The following is a 17,143-nucleotide window of genomic DNA, read 5'->3' on the forward strand; positions in this document are numbered from 1 at the left end:
GATCTTCGAGGGTGAGCGCTGACGGTAGCGACGGTGCGCTCTCGGTGGCCTCCGTAGGGCACACGGAATTTTGGGGGGTAGCCTGATCGCGACGTTGCGAGATCGGGCTGGTGGGAGGGTCGAAACATGTCCTTGGAGTCGCAGTCAAGCCACGCAGACGACCCGGCCGACACCCTGATCGGACGGCGAGAGGAGCTCGCCGTCCTCCAAGCGACCATCGCCGCCCCGCCGTCACTCGCCCTCGTCGAGGGCGAGGCCGGGATCGGGAAGAGCCGCTTGGTGCGAGAGCTGCTGGCCGCACCTCCGGTCGCTGGTCGCAGGACCTTGGTCGGGCAGTGTGAGCAGCTCCAGGAGCCCCTGCCGCTGTCCCAACTGCTCGACGCCTTCCGTCAGGTGGGAAGCACGCTGGCCGGCGTCGAGGCGCTCAACCCGGTGCTCGGTGCCCTGGCACCTCTGGTCCCGGAGATCGCCGCGCAGCTGCCGCCGCCCCCGCCGGCGCTCGCCGACCAAGGAGCGGAGCGGCACCGGGTCTTCCGCGCCGCCGTCGCTCTTCTCGACGAGCTCAGCCCCTTGGTGCTCGTGCTGGAGGACGTGCACTGGGCGGACACGGTGACCTTCGACTTCCTGGCCTTCCTCGCCGCACACCTTCCTCCTCACCTGACGGTGATCCTCACCGCGCGCACGGAGACCGGGCGGCTCCCGATCCGGGAGGCCTTGGCCCGGGCACCTTCCGGCGCGGCCCGCATCGTCGGCCTGAGCCCGTTGAACCGGCCGGAAGTGGCTCAGCTCGCCGGCCGGATCCTGCACGCCGACCCATCTCCCGAGGTCGCCGATCGCCTCTACGAGAGAACCGGCGGCATCCCGTTCGTGGTCGAGGAGGTCCTGCGCACGTTCATGGAGGGCTCGGCGACGCGCGCGATCCCGGCTCGCCCCGAGGCTTTGGACGACCTCGCGGTTCCGGTGGTGCTCCGCGACGTGGTCGTGCAGCGCCTCCTCACCCTCGACGACGACGCCCGGGAGATCCTGAACGCGGCCGCCGTCCTGGGCCTGGTCACCGACGACCGCCTGCTGGCGAAGGTGACCGAGCGTGGCGCCGGCGAGATCGCGCGATCGCTCGCAAGCGCGCAGGCCGTCGGCCTGCTCCACGAGGAGGGCGGGCACAGCTGCTTCCGCCACGCCCTGGCCCAACAGGTGGTGTATGAGTCGGTGCCTGCGGCCGAGCGGCGGTGGTTGCATCTGCGGACCGCCCGTGCTCTGGAGTCGGGGGTGGGCACATCCACGGCGGCCAAGCTCGCCCATCACTACCGGCTCGCGGGCCGCCACCGGGAGTTCGTCGTCCACGCGGAAGCGGCCGCCGAGACCGCACTCGCGCACGGCAACGACGCGACGGCCGCCCGCTTCCTGCTCGAGGCACTCGGCGCGGAAGGCGTCCCGCAGACAGACCGGGTCCGGCTCGCCCTCAAGCTGGGCAGGGCTGCGGTCGACGGGCTCGCCCACGCCGAGGCGCTGCCGATCGTCGACCGGCTGCTGGTGACCGAGCAGCTGTCGGCCGCCGTACGCGGCGAGCTGCGCTTCGCTCACGGACGCCTTCTCCGCCAGTCGGGTGACGCCCGCGCCGGCTATGTGGAGATCGAGAACGCCATCGAGGATCTTGCCGACGAGCCCGCGCTCCTCGGCCGTGCGCTCGCCGTCCTGGCCGCGCCCGAGACGATCACGGACCGGCACATGCGCGAACACGTCGCTCGCTGTGACGAAGCGACGGCGGCCGCGCTGCGCAGCGGCGACCGCAGTGTCGACGTCGCCGTCCGCATCACGCGGGCGGGACTCATGCTCGAGCAGGGCCGGCCGGAGAGCTGGCCGCTGATCGACGACCTGTTGGGCGGGGACGAGCTGCGCACCTCCTCCCGGGAGCGCGTGCGCGCGTGCCTCAACTGGGCCCAGGCCGCCCTGCACGTCGGCCGACTGGACCGCGCCGAGGCGCTGTTGGCCGAGGGGCGCCGGGTCGCCGAGCAGGCGGACTACCTGCGCTTGGCCGAGGTGGTCGACCTCGTCGCTGCCGCGGTCGACCGCGCCGCCGGCCGGTGGGACGGCCTGATCGACAGGGTCCGCCGGATGGGCGGGGCCGACGCGACGTTCGGGGCGGCGTCGCTGGACTCGCGGCTGCTGCACGGCTCGCTGCTCGCGGCGATCGGCCCGGCCGAGGAAGCCGCCGCCCGCTTCAGCGAGGTCATCGCCGTCGCCGAACAGGTCGGCGCCGTCTGGCCGCTCATCGCGGCGAGGACCGCCATGGCCCGGTTGCTGCTGACGATGGACGACGCGGGCGGCGCCACCGACCACGCCAGGGCCGCCGTCGCCGACGTCCGCGCCAAGGGGAACTGGGTGTGGGGCGCTGCGCCGGTGGTGTGCCTCGTGGAGGCGGTGACCGCGCGGGGGCAGGGCAGCGAGGCCGCCGAACTCGTCGACGAGTTCGCGGCCGGGCTCGACGGGACGGACGCGCCGCGCGCGCAGGCTGCCCTCCTGACCGCCCGGGGCGCGCTCGCCTCCGCCCACGATCGCGCCGACGAGGCCGAGGCTCTGCTCGGGTCGGCGCGTCGGGTCCTCATGGACGCGGGACTGCGCTACGACGAGGCACAGGCGGCCGAACGGCTCGGCCGACTTCGCTGCGAACGCGGTGAGGTGCGGGGCGGTCTCGACCTGGAGGCTGCCCTTCGCCTGTACGGCACGATGGCCGCCTCGCGTGACATCGCGCGCATCTGCCGCAGCATGCGGCAGTTCGGCGTACCGATCCCGTATCCCTGGCGGGGTGGACGGCGGTCTCTCGGTCAGACGCTGTCGCCGAAGGAGCACCGGGTGGCTGCTCTGGCGGTCGCGGGCAAGACCAACCAGGAGATCGCCAACGAGCTGTTCCTGTCTCGCCGCACGGTTGAGAGCCACGTCTCCAGTGCCCTGCGCAAGTTCGGCTGCGGGTCGCGCAAGGACCTGGCGGCAATGCTTCTCGACGTCGCCGAATGACGCCAAGCTCCCCGACTGGATCACCACGGTTCGCGCCGCCGATCTGCCCCCACCTGCTCTCCTTCGCAAAGGGCCTCGAACTCGACCGCGCCGCCGTCGATGCCGGACTCACCCTCATGTCGTAACCGAGGTCGGTCAGGGTAAGTGGACACGTCCACCGAGGGTGTCGGCGAACCTGCTGCCAGCCGGCCAGGTGTGCTTCCTCCCCCTGGCACGCCGCTGGGCCGGGCGGAACCGTACGGTCCCACCCGGCCCGACCCGGTATCGGCCGGGCGATCAGCCCTCGGCCTCCCAGGCCTTGGCCACCGCGGCCTCGGCGCACACCACGTCGTCAGCGGGGTCGGAGGCGCCGCTGACTCCCACCGCGCCGACGATGTGCGTGCCCTCGCGCAGCGGGACCCCGCCGCCGAAGACCACGAACCGGCCTCCGGCCGCGGCCTGCAGCCCGTAGAGCGGCCCGCCGGGTGCCGAGAGCGCGGCCAGCTCGTGGGTGGGGATGCTGTTGGCGACCGCGGTGTACGCCTTGTCCGTGGCCAGGACGGTCCCGGCGATCTCCGCGCCGTCCATGCGCTGGAACGCCACCAGGTTGCCGCCCGCGTCCACCACGGCTACGGACACCAGCACACCCTGCCGTCGGGCCCGCGCCACCGCCGCGTCGCACAGCGCGCCCGCGGTGGCGAGGTCCACCACCCGCCGCGGGGCCGCCGCCCCGGTCACGCGCCGGCCTGCTTGGTGGTGACGGCCGCCGCGGTCGCCTCGGCGGCCTCGTCCTCGTCCGCCCCCGCCAGCACCTCTCCCGTGCGTGACAGCAGTTCGGGACGCCGCCGGCCGAGCACCCAGGCCGTGGTGGTGAGCACTGCGATGTACGCGAGAACCGCGTACGGGAACCAGTTGTACGGCGCGGCCGGCACCGGCCACACCGAGCCGTACACCGGTATCACCATGAGCAAGATGCCCAGCATCGGCAGAACTCCGTGTCGCAGCGGGTTGAAGCGCCGGGACGGGGCGCGGAAGAACCGCATGCAAGCGATGTTGGTCAGCCAGTACACCGGGATGATGCCGAACGTGAGGATCGCGCCGAGGTAGGCGTAGGTGTTGAACGGCCCCACCCACAGCCCGAGAAGCAGGGTCACCACCACGGCGAAGCCGGACTGGACGAGTACGGTCGTGACCGGGGTGCCCAGCTTCGGGCTGACCCTGGCGAGCCGCCGGGGCAGCATGCCTTCGCGGCCCATCGCGAAGAGGATGCGCACGATGCCGTTGTTGGAGTTGACCGTGACGGCGAAGATCGACGAGAGGCCGGCCAGGCCGATGAGCAGGTTCAGCCAGGGCGCGAAGGTCTGGCCGAGGGTGACGAACGGCGAGGGGTCGTCGGCCAGCTCGGCGACGTCACCGTCGCCGGTGCCGAAGCCGATGGTCTCGGCGTAGGTGCAGAAGATGTAGATCGCCCCGACCAGGATCAGGGAGTAGCCCAGGCCGCGTGGCACGTTGCGCCGCGGGTTGCGGGTCTCCTCGCCAAGGGTGGCGGCGGCCTCGAAGCCGATGAAGGACAGGACGCCGTACACCATGCCGAGCGCGATGCCGCTCACGCCGTGCAGCGACCGCGCCGGATTGAACGGCTCCGCGCTCAGACCGTGCGCGCCGCCCTTGCTCAGCACCACGACGCTGAGCACCAGGATGACGGCGACTTCGGCGGAGAACATGATCAGCGCCGTCTTGATGGAGCCGGCGATGCCGCGCACCGACAGCAGGGTCATCGCTGCGGCGGCGACCAGCGAGACGGCCACCCAGGGAACGTCGATCCCGTGCTGCTTCAGCACGTCGTGGGCGTAGGAGCCCATCAGCGCCAGCTCGGCGGGCACCAGCAGCGCGTACGCCACGAACATCAGGCCGCCGGTGACGAAGCCCGCTCGGGGGCCGACTCCTCGGGAGACATACGTGTAGAAGGCGCCGGCGCTGGGCAGTTCGCGGGCCATTTCCATGATCCCGTTGGCGACGATCAGCGAGGCCACCATGGAGAGTGCGAAGACGAAGGGCGTGGCTGCACCGGCCTGGGCGGCCACGAGCTGGGGGTTGAAGTACACCGAGACGGCGGGGCCCATGAGCGCCGCCGACATGACCACCGCACCGCCGAGGCCGATGGCGCCCCGTTTCAGGCCGGTCGGTGCGTCGGGCGGGGCCGGGGATGAGGCCGAGGCCGCGGGTGCTGCTGCGCTGTCGGTCATCGGCAAAACCGCCTTCTGGGTTGTGACCCGGTAGGCACGGCGGCGCATCGTCGCGCGCGGGCGCGGGAGTGCGCATGTGCGTGCGTTACGGGCGGGGACGGGGGCCATCACTGCGGGGGCTCCGACACCCGCGAGGAGCGTGGGGATCGGAGATGGCATGAGGGTAGTGAGGGGCACTCCTGCGACCGAGGCGTCACTGTGTAAGAAGTGCGGTGAGTTTTCTCGGCAACGTGACGGTTGAGGTGGGTGATGATCGCCCGGAGCCGGGTTGGTGACCTGGCGTCGGACAGAGGTGACAGCGTGACAGCTCCTGGTCGGAACAGGTCTGCGAAGACCACGTTCCGCACACCCAGAGGCTCGGCTCCACGTTCCGCACACCCAGAGGCTCCATGTGACGGCCAATGGCGCCTACACCGCCGTGCCCCTGACCGACCTCGGTTACGAAATGCCGGGCCCGGCTTCCGCCAGCCGGTCAAGAAGCCCGGGGCGGCCAACTCACCTGGGATGAGGTTGCGTTCAACGCCCTCATCCGCCGGATTCACGGCGTCACTGAACGCGCCAACGCCCTGAAGCAACTGCGGCGTGAAGGCGCCGATGATGTTCAGCAGGCCGGAAATGTTGAGGTCGATCCGGTGCTGCCACTGGTCTGGTCTTTCTGCAGCTCCTCCATCGGGGCGGGCAGCATGACGCCGGCGTTGTTGAAGACCACGTCGACCGTGCCGACTTCCGCGGCGATGCGGTCGGCGACGGCATGGACGCTGTCTTGTCAGTGACGTCGAGGGTGATCGCCAGGGCAGTGCCACCTGCCTTCTCGATCTTGGCGGCCAGGGCGTCGAGGCGGTGCCGGCGGCGGGCGAAGAGGGCGACCTTGGCGCCGAGCTCGGCCAGACGCAGCGCAGTGCCCTCGCCGGTGCCGCTGGACGCACCGGCGATCACGGCGACCCGGCAGGCAAGGCGGTTGTTGCCGGCCGACGCTCCGATGCGATGCTGATCGCTCGGCCCATTGGGATACAACCGGCCCCGGACACTGTCCCATGAACCAGACTAGTGGCAGGATAGTCCCACAAACTGTATCGACCGTGGGTATATGTTTCCTGGGGCACCCATGAACGTCCGGCTCCACTTCCGACTCTTCGCTGCAACGGCCGCGACCGGCCTGGCGCTCACCGCCTGCGGGAGTTCCGGCGGACCCTCTCACGCATCGCGAACGCCGTCCGCGGCACCGGGTACGTCTTCGCCGCCGTGGTCGGCCACCGTTCCCGTCCCGTCGGGCCCCTCGGTGATCACCCCGTCGGGCACGCAGGCGCCGACCACACCGGCGCCCGGCGACGGCGCGCCGCCGCTCGGCTCTGCGCGCCTCCAGCCGATGTGGCCGTTCACCACGCTCTCCGAAGCCCGGGCATGGGAGCGTGACTTCCACTCCGGCGGCCACCAGCCCTGGCATCTCGACCCCGACCGGACCGCCCTTTCCTTCACCCAGGGCTTTCTGGGCTTCCAGGGCATCGGCCGCATCTCCGCGCACACCGTCAGCGGCCGGGATGCCCGCATCGGCGTCGGACTGAGCAGGCCCGATGGCGTCACGGGCACCGCGGCGGTCATCCACCTCGTGCGGTACGGCACCGACCCGGACGCCCCGTGGGAGGTCGTGGGCACCAACGACACGAGGTTCTCCCTGACCACGCCCGGATATGGATCGATCGCGCGCTCCCCGCTGCTGACCGGCGGGCGGATCACCGGCGTGGACGAGAACATCCGCGTGCAAGTGCGCCAGCCGTCGTCCGCGGCGCCGCTGGGCACCGCCTGCTGCATCCCGGCAGGTGGCAACGACCGGCCCTGGAAAGAGCCTGTGTCGTTCTTCGGCGCCGCCGACCCGGTGCTCACGGTTGTCGCGTCCACCGGCGGGCACATCGCCGAGGTCGAACGCTTCACGGTCACGGCAGTGCGCACCGGCTGACCGGCTGGAGTGCCAGGCGTCAACTCGTCCTTGTAGCCGCCATTTTGGCCCGCATGAGAAACCGGCCTCCGATGGCCGACGCGATCCGGCCCACCGTTGCCGCGAGGCCCGGTCCCCAACGTCGCCCCACCTACGCAGCGTCTCCCAACCGCGTTCAACTTCTCGATGGCCCGCGCAACAGCACGGACAGGAATCCAACATATGGGGTCCTGGAAATCGGACATGGGGCCAAGCTTTCGTATGGTCCCATACCGTCGGTTCCGGTTATGAGGACGCCGCTCCCGACCCCGCTCCCACCGACAGCGAGTGTGACCTGCACCGAGAGCGCAAGCCCCTACCCATAGGACCCCCGAACGACGGGGAGCCAGCGGTCACAAAACGGACACGAATTGGAACGCGTGGGCAAGGAATCGAATATGTGGACAGCGGCCCGAGTGAGCCCAATCCGTTAAGGGGACCGGGAGGAAGCGCACTCCCTCCCATCGCTCCCAGGGAGCGAACCCGGAACAGAAAAAGGGCCGTTCTAAAAACGGCCCCCCACCTGCGACGTTCGATACGTTCGAACCGTCGGGACGACAGGATTTGAACCTGCGACCCCTTGACCCCCAGTCAAGTGCGCTACCAAGCTGCGCCACGTCCCGATGCGATTCCGCCCGGTGTTCCCGGCTGGCCTCGCAGGACAAACATTACCTCACTCCGCGGGCCTGATTGACGTCCGTGCCTGATGGGCGCGGGTCGCGAGCTCTTCGGCACCGCACGCCGTGGCCAGTTTCTGGGCTCGGGCGAGCTCGCGCGGGGAGCGGATGGCGATGCCGTAGTCGACACGGGCCAGGGCGTGTTCGTACGCGGACGGGGACGCCTCCAGGTGCCGGACCGCGTCGGCCAGCAGATGGTGGGCGTCCTCGGGGCGGGCGAACAGGGCAACACAGCGCAGGGCCTCGCCGATCGCGGTGTTCGTGCCGAAGCGTTCGGCGTGCACCCGGGCCGAGGTGGCGAGCTGGGCTGCACGGCCCGGGTCGTCGTCGGCCAGGGCACGGGCGAGGTCGCCCGCCCATGGCGCCCAGATGCCGTTGAACCGGCCGCGCGGTTCAAGAGCCTGGCCGGCTGCTTCGAGTTCGGCCACGGCCTCCTTCGTACGACCTTCGGCGAGCAGGAGGCGACCGCGGACGCACGGTGCGTCCGGGAGGACCATCGCGCTGGGATAGGGCATCCCGAAGTTGTACCGGTCAGCTATCGTGCGGGCCTCGGTGACCCGGCCCCGGGCCAGCAGTGTGTCGATGAGCAGGCAGGCGGCGTCCCAGTGGACGGGAAGGCCGCTGCCCACGCGGTCGGCGAGACGCAGCCCTTCTCGCAGGAAGCCCTCCGCCTCGGCCAGCCTGCCGCGACGGCGGTGGACGAGGCCGAGGAGGGTGTGGGCGAAGGCGAGGTGCGCGCCGCTCCAGCCGGAGATCTCGAAGGCGCGGACAGCCTCGCTGAACAGTGCCTCGGCCCGGTCGAGCTGGTCGGTGAAGGCATAGGTGATCCCCACCGTGGTGGGGAACTCGAAGCCCCATTCGGTGTCGGTCCACCCGAGTCCGCGGGCCGGACGCCCGTCGACCAGGGCGCGTTCGCAGAGATCGACGACGAGCTGGCAGTCCTCGCCCCGGAGCATGGCGTCGAAGGCGCGCAGCGTGAGCAGGGCGCGTTCGGCGTTGTCGCGGCCGGTGAGGTGGTCGGCGTTGCGGGCGAGTCTGCGGGAGCGGCCGGGGCCGTCGTCCTCGGCGGCCTGCATGCCCTCCCACATGAAGTGCGCGGCCTGGAGTCGCATCCGGCCCGGTCCGGGGGCGGTGCGCCCGGTCTCGGCGGCCAGAGCCAGTGCCGCTTCCTTCAGCTGGTTGTTGTGGGACAGGGCTGCGGCGAGCCGGAAGGTGGCGTCGACGCGCACCTCGTCGGCGAGTCCGGGCAGATCGAGGGCGGCCCGCAGATGCTGCACGGTGGTGGGCGGGGAGCTGAGGAGTGTCGCGCAGCCCAGCTCGTACAGCAGCGTGGCCCGCACCTGGTGGCGCGGCGGTTCCTGCAGGGCGCGTTCCAGGCAGCGGCGGGCGGCTTCGGGGGCACCGACCGCGAGATGCTGTCCGGCCGCCTCACGGAGCTGCTCGACCAGTTCCTGGTCGTCGTCCGGGTGGACTTCGAGGAGGTGGCGGGAGGCAGCGGCGGCGCCGAGTCCGGCGCGGGTGATCGCCCAGGCGGCGCGGCCGTGCATGGCAGTGCGGGTGGCCGGCGGGATGGAGCGGTACACGGCGGTGGCGATCAGCGGGTGGACGAACTCCAGCGGGTCGAAACCGCTGACGATACGGGCGTCGCGCAGCCGCGCGGTGCAGTCGGCGGCCTCGGCGGGACTCATTCCGGCGAGGGTGGCGGCGAGGTCCTGGGAGATGTCGGTGCCGAGAACGGCGGCGGCCCAGGCGAACCGGTTGGCGTTGGTGCCGAGCCGTTCGAGCCGGTCGACGAGTCCGCTGCCGCGGGCCGAGGCGCCGAGTTCGCGCAGCAGTCCGGCCGACTCCTCCAGGGGAACCAGTTCGCGGTCCTGCACCTTGGCGACGAGTTCGACCGCCTCGTACGGGTTGCCACCGGTGACGGCCCACACCTCGCGGCAGAACGGGTCGTCGGCGTGGTCGCCGAGAGTGGCCCGGACCAGTTCCGCTGTGGCGTCGGGCGTGAGGGCACGGAGTGCGACCCGGACCTGGGCGGGGTGGCTGCCGCCGTCCCCCGTCCGCGCCTCCAGTTCCTCCGGACGGTGCGTCTGGACGACGAGGACGGGCAGTTCGCCGACGCGCGCGGTGAACGAGGCGAGCCAGGCGAGGGATTCGCCGTCCGCCCAGTGCGCGTCGTCGATGATCAGCAGCAGCGGACGGTGGCTCAGCCGGGAGGCGAGGCGCGACACGACGTGGTCGAGTCCGTCGCGCACACCCTGCGGGTCGGGCTGCGGGCCGCTGGGCGCGGCGAGTCCGAGGGCGGGTGCGGCGACCTCGAACCAGGCGCCGAACAGACCGCGTACCTCGTCGGGCGCGAACTGGTCGAGTGCGGGCTGCAGGAGTTGGCGTACGACGTGGAACGGGACGGATGTGACCGTCTCGCCGCCCCGTGCGGACCAGATTGTGCACCGATCCGCGGCCATGGTCCGGATCTCGGTGAGCAGAGCTGTCTTGCCGATGCCTGCCTCACCACTGAAGATCAGCAGCCCCCCGGCTACCTGGGCGCCGCAGAGGGCATCCACGGCCTGTGCGGCGGCAGCGAGTTCCGGTTCACGCTCGTACAGCGGCCGGGACGGCTTCATGCCTACCCTCCCCTAGTGTTGCGGATTACTGCCGAGCCTAGTCGTGCGCGAAGGCCCGCGGACAGTGGTTCCGACAGTTCGCCGCAGGTGCGGGGCACAATCGACGGGTGGACGAGACTCGCAGGGACCGCGACGCCGAGGGCCGGGCGCGCAGTGCGCGCCCCCGTGACGGGCTGGGGCGCCCCCTGCCGTACGGGGCGCCCGGGGTGGAGCGGCAGCCGGAGGGGGTGGTGCGCTCCCCCGAGGAGACGCTGCTGGAGGCGCAGCGGCTGCTGGACGCGGGGATGCCGTTCCACGCGCACGAGGTGTTCGAGGACGCGTGGAAGTCGGGCCCGGATGCGGAACGGGAGTTGTGGCGCGGGCTCGCACAGCTGGCGGTGGGGCTGACGCATGCGGCGCGCGGCAATGCGACGGGTGGGGCACGGCTGTTGCGGCGGGGCGCGGCGGCCCTCTCGGCGTACGGGAACGCGTCGGCGCACGGGATCGAAATCGATGCGCTGACCGGCTGGGCGCAGGAGCTGGCCGGGCGGGTGGAGACGGGTGGGGGGCGAACGGTGGACGCGGCCGAGGAGGCGCCCCGGCTGCGACGGGAGGGCGGATGAGCCGGATGGCGACGTTCGATTTCGGCAACCGTCGCACGGAGCGGTGAACACGGCGCCGCGAAACTATTACCATCCCGCGTCATGAGCACTTCTGACCAGGACCAGTCCGTGGACACCCCGATAGCCGCCCTCGACAGCGACACGAACGGCACAGAGACCGACGTCGAGGCCGACGCCGAGGTCGAGGAGGCGGTGGCCGGGGACCGCAGATTGACGCCACGTCAGGCCAGACGGTTGCGGATCGTGCTCTCCTCGGTCGGCATGGCGGCGATGGCGGTCGTGCTGGCGCTGCGGATCGCGAGCCGGTCGTCCGTTCTGGTCGTCGGGGTGTACGGGCTGGCGCTGATCCTGTGCGGGATCGTCATCGAGCTCAGCCGTAACGGTCGTACCCGGTTGGGAAGTTGGCTGCTGGCCGTCGGCCTGGTGGCGGCGATCGGTTCGGACTGGCTGCTGATCCCCTGACGTCCGGCCGGTTCAGACTGCTGTGATCCGCACGGTTCCGCCGTGCGGATCGACGCGATCGAGCCAGTCTGCGCGCAGCCGGAACGGCCGGTTCGGTTCGGCGGGCAGCAGCAGCCGCTGCCGGTGGAGCACGCGTCCGTCCTGGCCGACGACGAGGTGCGGTCGGGACAGTCGACGGGCGGTGCGCAGGATGAAACGGCCGTGGAGCGGCCGGGCGCCGTCGGGGTCGAACAGGTTCGGTGCGATCCACTTCAGCGGGGCATCGACGGCGAGTGCGGGACGCTCGGCGGGCCAGTCCCCCGTCGCCAGCCGACGCAGGACCGGGGCCGCCACGGCCCGTCCCTCGGCTGCCGCCGTGCCCGCCCTCTCCACCGCATGCAGCAGATTGCCGACGGCGAAGACACCGGTCTCGGAGGTGCGGTAAGAGGCGTCGTACGCGGGTCCGCGGGTCCCGGGGTCCAGGGCCAGTGCGCCGCGGCGGGCCAGCTCGTGGTCGGGGATCCAGTCCCCGGTGAAGACGACGGTGTCGCAGGGCAGGGTCGTGGTCCGGCCGTCGTGGTGGCGCAGGCCGACTCCAGTGAGCCGTTCCCGGCCGGTGAGCCCGGTGACGGTGGCATGGGTAAGGAGCGGTGGGCGATGCCGCGCCCGCACGAGAAGCGGGGCGAGGGTGGTCGGCAGGGACGGTGGCTGGTCGGTGACCAGGGCGACCACGTCGACTCCGGCCACGCGCAGGGTGTCGGCGGCCGCGTGGCTGACGGGTTCGTTGCCGATGACGACCGCCCGTGTGCCGATCCGCTGGCCGAAGAGATGGACGGCCTGCTGGAGTTCGCCGGTGGAGTAGACGCCGGGCGGGCGGCTGCCGGGGACGAGCCGGGCGCTGCGCGGCCGTTCGCGGGCGCCGGTGGCGAGGACGACCGCGCGGGCGGTGATGCGTTCGAGTCCGGTGGGTCCGGTGGTGTCGACGGTGCGTGGTCCGGCCCAGCCGGTGACGGTGATTCCGGTACGGAGACGGGCTCCCGCCCCTACCGCGGCGGCCACGCACTGCCGGGCGTACCCGGGGCCGGTCACCGCTCCCCCGGCGCGACCGGTCCCGAATCCGCCGTGGAAGCAGTGGCGTGGGATGCCGCCCGCGACCTGTTCACGCTCCAGGATCTCGACGTGGCCCGCGCCGGATGCGGCGAGTTCGGCCCCGGCGCCGAGGCCGGCCGGTCCGGCGCCGACGACCAGCACATCGACGGTTCGCTCGCGCCGGGTCATGGCGTGGCCTCCTCGATCAGGGCGCGGACCGCGGCCCCGCAGTAGAACCCCTGGCAGCGCCCGCCGCCGGCCCGGGTCCGGCGGCGCAGTCCGTCCTTCGACCTCGGCGGGACCGTGCTGGCCAGCGCGTCCCGGATCTCGCCCGCGGAGACGCCTTCGCAGTGGCAGACGAGGGTGCCGTAGGCCGGGTCCCGGGCGATCAGGTCGGCGCGCCGGTAGGGGCGGGGAGATGCCTCGCCCAGGTTGGGCATGGTCAGGGGCTCCAGTTCGGCCGGTGTGCCGAGACCGAGGCCGGCGGCGGCCAGCAGTTCGGTGACGTACGCGGCGATGGCCATGGAGGCGGTCAGGCCGGTGGACCGGATGCCGCCGACGGCGATGTACCGCTGGTCGGGGTAGTCCTGGATGCGGTAGTCCTCGTGACCGGTGGCGGCGCGCAGTCCGGCGTAGACGGCGGTCACTTCCTCGTCGATCAGTTCGGGCAGGATCCGCCGGCCCTTCTCGCGCAGAAGGGCGAGCCCTTCGGCGCTGGATCCCGTGGCGGTCTTGTCGTCCAGTTCCTCGGCGGTGGGTCCGAGCAGGACGTTGCCGAAGACCGTCGGTGCCACCAGGACGCCCTTGCCCGCCCGGGTGGGCACGGGCAGCAGGATGTGGTCGACCAGTGCGCGGGCGAGCTTGTCGAAGACGATGAGCTGGCCGCGGCGCGGGGTGACGGTGAAGGCGTCGTGGCCCAGTTGCCGGTCGAGTTCGTCTGCGTACAGTCCGGCGGCATTGATGAGGTAGCGGGTGCGCAGCGGTCCGCGGGTGGTGGTGAGGGTGTGGATGTCCGGACCGCTGTCGATCTGCTGGACGCGGCAGTCGAGGTGCAGATGGACTCCGGCGCGGACGGCCTGGGTGGCGTACGCGAGGGGGGTCGTCCAGGGGCAGATGATGCTCTCGTCCGGGATCTCCAGCGCCCCGAGCGCGCCGGGGCCCAGATGGGGTTCGCGGGCCCGCAGTTCGTCGGCGTCGATGATCCGCGCAGCGTGATAGTCGTTTCGCTCCGCCTTGGCCAGCAGGCCGGGGAGTGCGGCGAGTTGCTCCTCGTCCCAGGCGACGAGGAGCGCGCCGACGCGCTCGACCGGGATGCCGGTCGCGGCCGCGTACGCGGCGAGCCTGCGCTGCCCTTCGCGTACGAGACGGGCTTCCAGTGAGCCGGGGACGGCGTCGAAACCGGTGTGCAGGATGGCGGTGTTGGCCTTCGACGTGCCGTTGCCGATGTCGTCGGACCCGTCGACGAGGGCGGTACGGATCGGGTAGCGGGCCAGCTCACGGGCGAGGGCGGTGCCGACGACGCCTGCGCCGATGACGGTGACGTCGTACGCCGCGCCGCCGTCGGGCAGGCTGTGGACCGGGTCTTCGGCCGTGGTGACCGTCGGCGTCATGCGCGGTCCAGCAGGGTCTTCACCGCGGCGCGGAATCGGGCGAGGCGTTCGGCGGCCTCGTCCGCGCCGATCCGGGGTTCGTACACGGCAGCCGGTTCCCATGCGGGTAGGGCCTGTTGGAGCGGTAGTTTCGGGTCGATGCCGAGGCGGGCGACGACCCCGGCCCCGAGTGCGGTGACGTCCGGCAGTGCGGACACCTCGACCGGTCGTTGCAGCAGGTCGGCCTGGGTCTGCATGAGGAGCGCGGAGCGGGTCAGACCGCCGTCCACACGGAGCGAGGTCAGCGGTCCGCCGAGGTCGGTGGCGACGGCGTCGGCGAGTTCGACGACCTGGGCGGCGATGCCCTCGCACAGGGCCCGCACCAGGTGGCCGGCGGTGGTGTCCAGTCCGAGTCCCGTCACCGAGCCGCGCAGATCGCTGCGCCACCACGGTGCGGCGAGCCCGGCGAGCGCCGGTACGAACGTGACACCGCCGGAGTCGGGGACGCCCGTGCCGACGGGGTCGAGCTCAGCGGCACCGGAGATCACTCCGAGATCGGTGAGCCAGCGGACGGCGGAGGCGGCGGTGTAGACCTGTCCGTCGAGGCAGTAGCTGGTACGGCCGCCGAGCCGCCAGGCGACACAGCTGACCAGTCCGGTGGAGCCGCGGCGGGGCGTGGGCCCGGTCTGGGCGAGGAGGAAGGCGCCGGTGCCATAGGTGCATTTGGCGGTGCCGGCCTGCAGGGCGCCCTGGGCGAGCAGGGCGGCCTGTTGGTCGACGAGCAGTCCGGTCAGGGGGAGTTCGCCGCCGAACACCGTCGTGGTGCCGACCGGGCCGGCGGCGTCGACGACGGACGGGAGCCGTTCGCCGGAGAGGCCGAAGATGTCCAGAGCCTCGGGTGACCAGCCGACCCGGTCGAGGTCGAGCAGCTGGGTACGGCCGGCGGTCGCCGCATCCGTGACGAACGCCCCGGTCAGCCGGTGGACCAGCCAGGAGTCGCTGGTGGTGACGACACCCTCGCGGGTCAGCTCGCGGCGGATCCAGGCCATCTTCGGTGCGGCGAAGTACGGGTCGAGCGGCAGCCCGGTGAGTTGCCTCAACTCGTCCTCGTGTCCGGCGAGTTCACTGCAGACCGATTCGGCCCGGCGGTCCTGCCAGACGATTGCGTCGGTGAGCGGCTTTCCGGTTGCCGGGTCCCAGGCGAGCACCGTCTCGCCCTGGTTCGCGAGCCCGACGGCGACCACCGGTTCACCCGCCTCGTGCACCGCCTGCCGTCCGGCTTCGACGACCGATCCGAACAGCTCGGCGGGATCGACCTCGACCACTCCTCCGGGCTCGTACCGAGGCCGCACCTGGGCCGCACCGGAACCGATCACGCCGCGTTCCGGGCAGATCACCAGCGCCTTGGTGCCGGACGTGCCCTGGTCGACGGCGAGCACGGGGCCTGTCATCGACACTCCTGCTGTGCGGAAGCTCTACGGCTTGAACGGAATCGTGATCAACGGTCGCTGACGCACAGACTGGTGCAGACCACCGCGTACGTCAAGCTCCCGCATTCCACACCTTGCGGAATGGCCAAATGATGGTCAACATCCTTCCATCTCAGGTGACTTGAGTAAGATCCGCGAATCGGTCAAGAGATCGGCAGAACGCGCTCTACACTCACCGCCGAACCAACAATCGGACGCTTTCCGGCAGTTCGGTTTTCAACAGCTACTTCACCCCCCACGCCCTTGAGGATTGATGAGACCGAGACCATGCCGCGGGCGCCTGCATCGCACGTGCCGGGACGTCCGCTTATGCGCGGATTCGCTGCCGTGCACGGGGGCGGGGGGAGTCCATGGCGACCAGTGATTTCCGACCGGTCTATCACCCGGCCGGACACGACAACGACTTGCGTGCGGCATTACAGGATCTGCGCACCGGCCGCTGGGTATCCATGCGGAATCTGCTGGAAAGCACACCGGACTGGACACTGTGGACCCAGCGCACCCAGGTGCTCGGCGCGGTCGCCGCAGGCTCCGACGCGGTGCAGGCCTGGCTGTCCGAGGAACCCCGGAGTGTCGCGGCTGCCGTGATGCACGCACGGGTCGTGGTCGAGCGCGCCGTACGCGCCCACCGCGAGGGGCATCACCGGGCGCAGGAGTTGTGGCAGGAGGCCTGGGAAGCCTGCAGGTCGGCCGCCCACGCCACCCCCGCCGACCCGGTGCCCTGGGTGTGCCTGCTGGCCCTGTCGCAGTTGGACGAGCGGCAGGAACTGCAGGAGCACCGGCTGCATCCGCCGGGCCCCATGCTCTTCCCCGGCCCGTGGGGGCTGCTGGCGGAGGCCGACCGGCGCGATCCCTACAACCGCGAGGCCTACCACCGGATGCTCCAGTTCGTGTACGCGCGAAAGGCCGGCGGAACCCTCTCCGAGGCGGTCAACTTCGCACAGTGGGCGGCCTCTTCGGCTCCTGAGGGATCCGCGCTCCACGCTCTCCCGCTGTACGTGCGGGTCGAGCGGTACCGCCGTGAGCGCGGTCATGAGAAGGCGCTGGATCTCCACTGGGTCACCGAGGACGCCGAGCGGGATGCCGAACGGGCCCTGCATCTCTGGTTCCACCGCACAGATCCGGCCAGGCACTCCCTGCTCGACGTCAATCATCTCGCCCACTCCCTGTGGGGCGCCCTGCAATTCGCCGACGCGGCACCGGTGTTCCGGGCGCTCGGCCCGTACTTCACCACCCTGCCCTGGGCCTATCGCGCCCCCGACCCCCGCGACCCTTCGGGCGCCGAGGACGTGTACCTGCGCGCCCGGACCCGCTGTCTCGCCGCGGCACCAGAACCGCGCCGGGGACAGCACGACTGACCCCGGCACGCTTCCCCCCACATGCGACAAACCGTCCCCGATTGCTTCCCTTTCACGGAGGTCTCCC

General features: G+C 71.4%; 11 protein-coding genes, 1 tRNA gene and 1 pseudogene. 5 read left to right on the forward strand and 8 right to left on the reverse strand.

The features are described from left to right. Positions 1–126 precede the first annotated feature (126 nt). Complete coding sequence (locus tag ACFU6I_RS08745; protein WP_384363127.1) at positions 127–3,012, forward strand: AAA family ATPase; 2,886 nt, start codon at positions 127–129, stop codon at positions 3,010–3,012. Positions 3,013–3,288: 276 nt separating this feature from the next. On the opposite strand, the gene ACFU6I_RS08750 is transcribed toward ACFU6I_RS08745, so the two are convergent. From ACFU6I_RS08750 to ACFU6I_RS08760, 3 genes and pseudogenes are all read right to left on the reverse strand, one after another. Then, positions 3,289–3,729, reverse strand: coding sequence for a heme-binding protein (locus tag ACFU6I_RS08750; RefSeq protein ID WP_384363129.1), 441 nt, complete (start codon positions 3,727–3,729; stop codon positions 3,289–3,291). Continuing rightward, positions 3,726–5,237, reverse strand: a complete 1,512-nt coding sequence (locus ACFU6I_RS08755; RefSeq protein WP_384363131.1) for an APC family permease — start codon at positions 5,235–5,237, stop codon at positions 3,726–3,728. The genes ACFU6I_RS08750 and ACFU6I_RS08755 overlap by 4 nt, the downstream gene beginning before the upstream one ends. Before the next feature lie 816 nt (positions 5,238–6,053). Beyond that, positions 6,054–6,173 (reverse strand): annotated as a pseudogene (locus ACFU6I_RS08760) (oxidoreductase); the annotation flags it as partial. Between the two features lie 169 nt (positions 6,174–6,342). Here ACFU6I_RS08760 and ACFU6I_RS08765 point away from each other — a divergent pair. Further along, entirely contained in the window at positions 6,343–7,191 is an 849-nt protein-coding gene (locus ACFU6I_RS08765; protein ID WP_384363133.1) for a hypothetical protein, read from the forward strand. A 567-nt stretch (positions 7,192–7,758) separates the two neighbouring features. On the opposite strand, the gene ACFU6I_RS08770 is transcribed toward ACFU6I_RS08765, so the two are convergent. Beyond that, a tRNA-Pro gene (locus ACFU6I_RS08770) sits at positions 7,759–7,832 on the reverse strand. A gap of 50 nt (positions 7,833–7,882) precedes the next feature. Further along, positions 7,883–10,507, reverse strand: a complete 2,625-nt coding sequence (locus ACFU6I_RS08775) for an ATP-binding protein (protein WP_384363135.1) — start codon at positions 10,505–10,507, stop codon at positions 7,883–7,885. Positions 10,508–10,614: 107 nt separating this feature from the next. Here ACFU6I_RS08775 and ACFU6I_RS08780 point away from each other — a divergent pair, with 107 nt between their 5' ends. Together ACFU6I_RS08780 and ACFU6I_RS08785 are read left to right on the forward strand one after the other, a co-directional pair. Beyond that, positions 10,615–11,109, forward strand: coding sequence for a DUF309 domain-containing protein (locus ACFU6I_RS08780; protein ID WP_384363137.1), 495 nt, complete (start codon positions 10,615–10,617; stop codon positions 11,107–11,109). A gap of 81 nt (positions 11,110–11,190) precedes the next feature. After that, positions 11,191–11,571, forward strand: a complete 381-nt coding sequence (locus ACFU6I_RS08785; RefSeq protein ID WP_384363139.1) for a hypothetical protein — start codon at positions 11,191–11,193, stop codon at positions 11,569–11,571. 12 nt (positions 11,572–11,583) lie between these two features. Here ACFU6I_RS08785 and ACFU6I_RS08790 read toward each other — a convergent pair whose 3' ends face one another. The 3 genes from ACFU6I_RS08790 to ACFU6I_RS08800 are packed head-to-tail and all read right to left on the reverse strand — an operon-like array spanning position 11,584 to position 15,679. Then, positions 11,584–12,828 (reverse strand): FAD-dependent oxidoreductase, encoded by a 1,245-nt coding sequence (locus tag ACFU6I_RS08790; protein WP_384363141.1) that lies wholly within the window; start codon positions 12,826–12,828, stop codon positions 11,584–11,586. Then, positions 12,825–14,249, reverse strand: coding sequence for an FAD-dependent oxidoreductase (locus tag ACFU6I_RS08795; RefSeq protein ID WP_384363143.1), 1,425 nt, complete (start codon positions 14,247–14,249; stop codon positions 12,825–12,827). The genes ACFU6I_RS08790 and ACFU6I_RS08795 overlap by 4 nt, the downstream gene beginning before the upstream one ends. Next, positions 14,246–15,679 carry an FGGY family carbohydrate kinase gene (locus ACFU6I_RS08800; protein WP_384363145.1) on the reverse strand — a complete coding sequence of 478 codons (1,434 nt, stop codon included), beginning with the start codon at positions 15,677–15,679 and terminating at the stop codon, positions 14,246–14,248. Before ACFU6I_RS08800 ends, ACFU6I_RS08795 begins: the two co-directional genes overlap by 4 nt. Positions 15,680–16,068: 389 nt before the next feature. Here ACFU6I_RS08800 and ACFU6I_RS08805 point away from each other — a divergent pair, with 389 nt between their 5' ends. After that, positions 16,069–17,076 (forward strand): hypothetical protein, encoded by a 1,008-nt coding sequence (locus ACFU6I_RS08805; RefSeq protein WP_384363147.1) that lies wholly within the window; start codon positions 16,069–16,071, stop codon positions 17,074–17,076. The last annotated feature ends 67 nt before the right edge of the window (positions 17,077–17,143 follow it).

It is taken from the genome of Streptomyces sp. NPDC057486 (assembly GCF_042802415.1).
Taxonomy (GTDB): Bacteria; Actinomycetota; Actinomycetes; order Streptomycetales; family Streptomycetaceae; genus Streptomyces; species Streptomyces yanii.

What these genes read in the sequence shown, in the direction of transcription:
- ACFU6I_RS08805 (WP_384363147.1), top strand. Translation starts at nt 16,069, where the DNA reads ATGGCGACCAGTGATTTCCGACCGGTCTATCACCCGGCCGGACACGAC.
- ACFU6I_RS08765 (WP_384363133.1), top strand. Translation starts at nt 6,343, where the DNA reads ATGAACGTCCGGCTCCACTTCCGACTCTTCGCTGCAACGGCCGCGACC.
- ACFU6I_RS08785 (WP_384363139.1), top strand. Translation starts at nt 11,191, where the DNA reads ATGAGCACTTCTGACCAGGACCAGTCCGTGGACACCCCGATAGCCGCC.
- ACFU6I_RS08775 (WP_384363135.1), bottom strand. Translation starts at nt 10,507, where the DNA reads ATGAAGCCGTCCCGGCCGCTGTACGAGCGTGAACCGGAACTCGCTGCC.
- ACFU6I_RS08795 (WP_384363143.1), bottom strand. Translation starts at nt 14,249, where the DNA reads ATGACGCCGACGGTCACCACGGCCGAAGACCCGGTCCACAGCCTGCCC.
- ACFU6I_RS08755 (WP_384363131.1), bottom strand. Translation starts at nt 5,237, where the DNA reads ATGACCGACAGCGCAGCAGCACCCGCGGCCTCGGCCTCATCCCCGGCC.
- ACFU6I_RS08800 (WP_384363145.1), bottom strand. Translation starts at nt 15,679, where the DNA reads ATGACAGGCCCCGTGCTCGCCGTCGACCAGGGCACGTCCGGCACCAAG.
- ACFU6I_RS08790 (WP_384363141.1), bottom strand. Translation starts at nt 12,828, where the DNA reads ATGACCCGGCGCGAGCGAACCGTCGATGTGCTGGTCGTCGGCGCCGGA.
- ACFU6I_RS08745 (WP_384363127.1), top strand. Translation starts at nt 127, where the DNA reads ATGTCCTTGGAGTCGCAGTCAAGCCACGCAGACGACCCGGCCGACACC.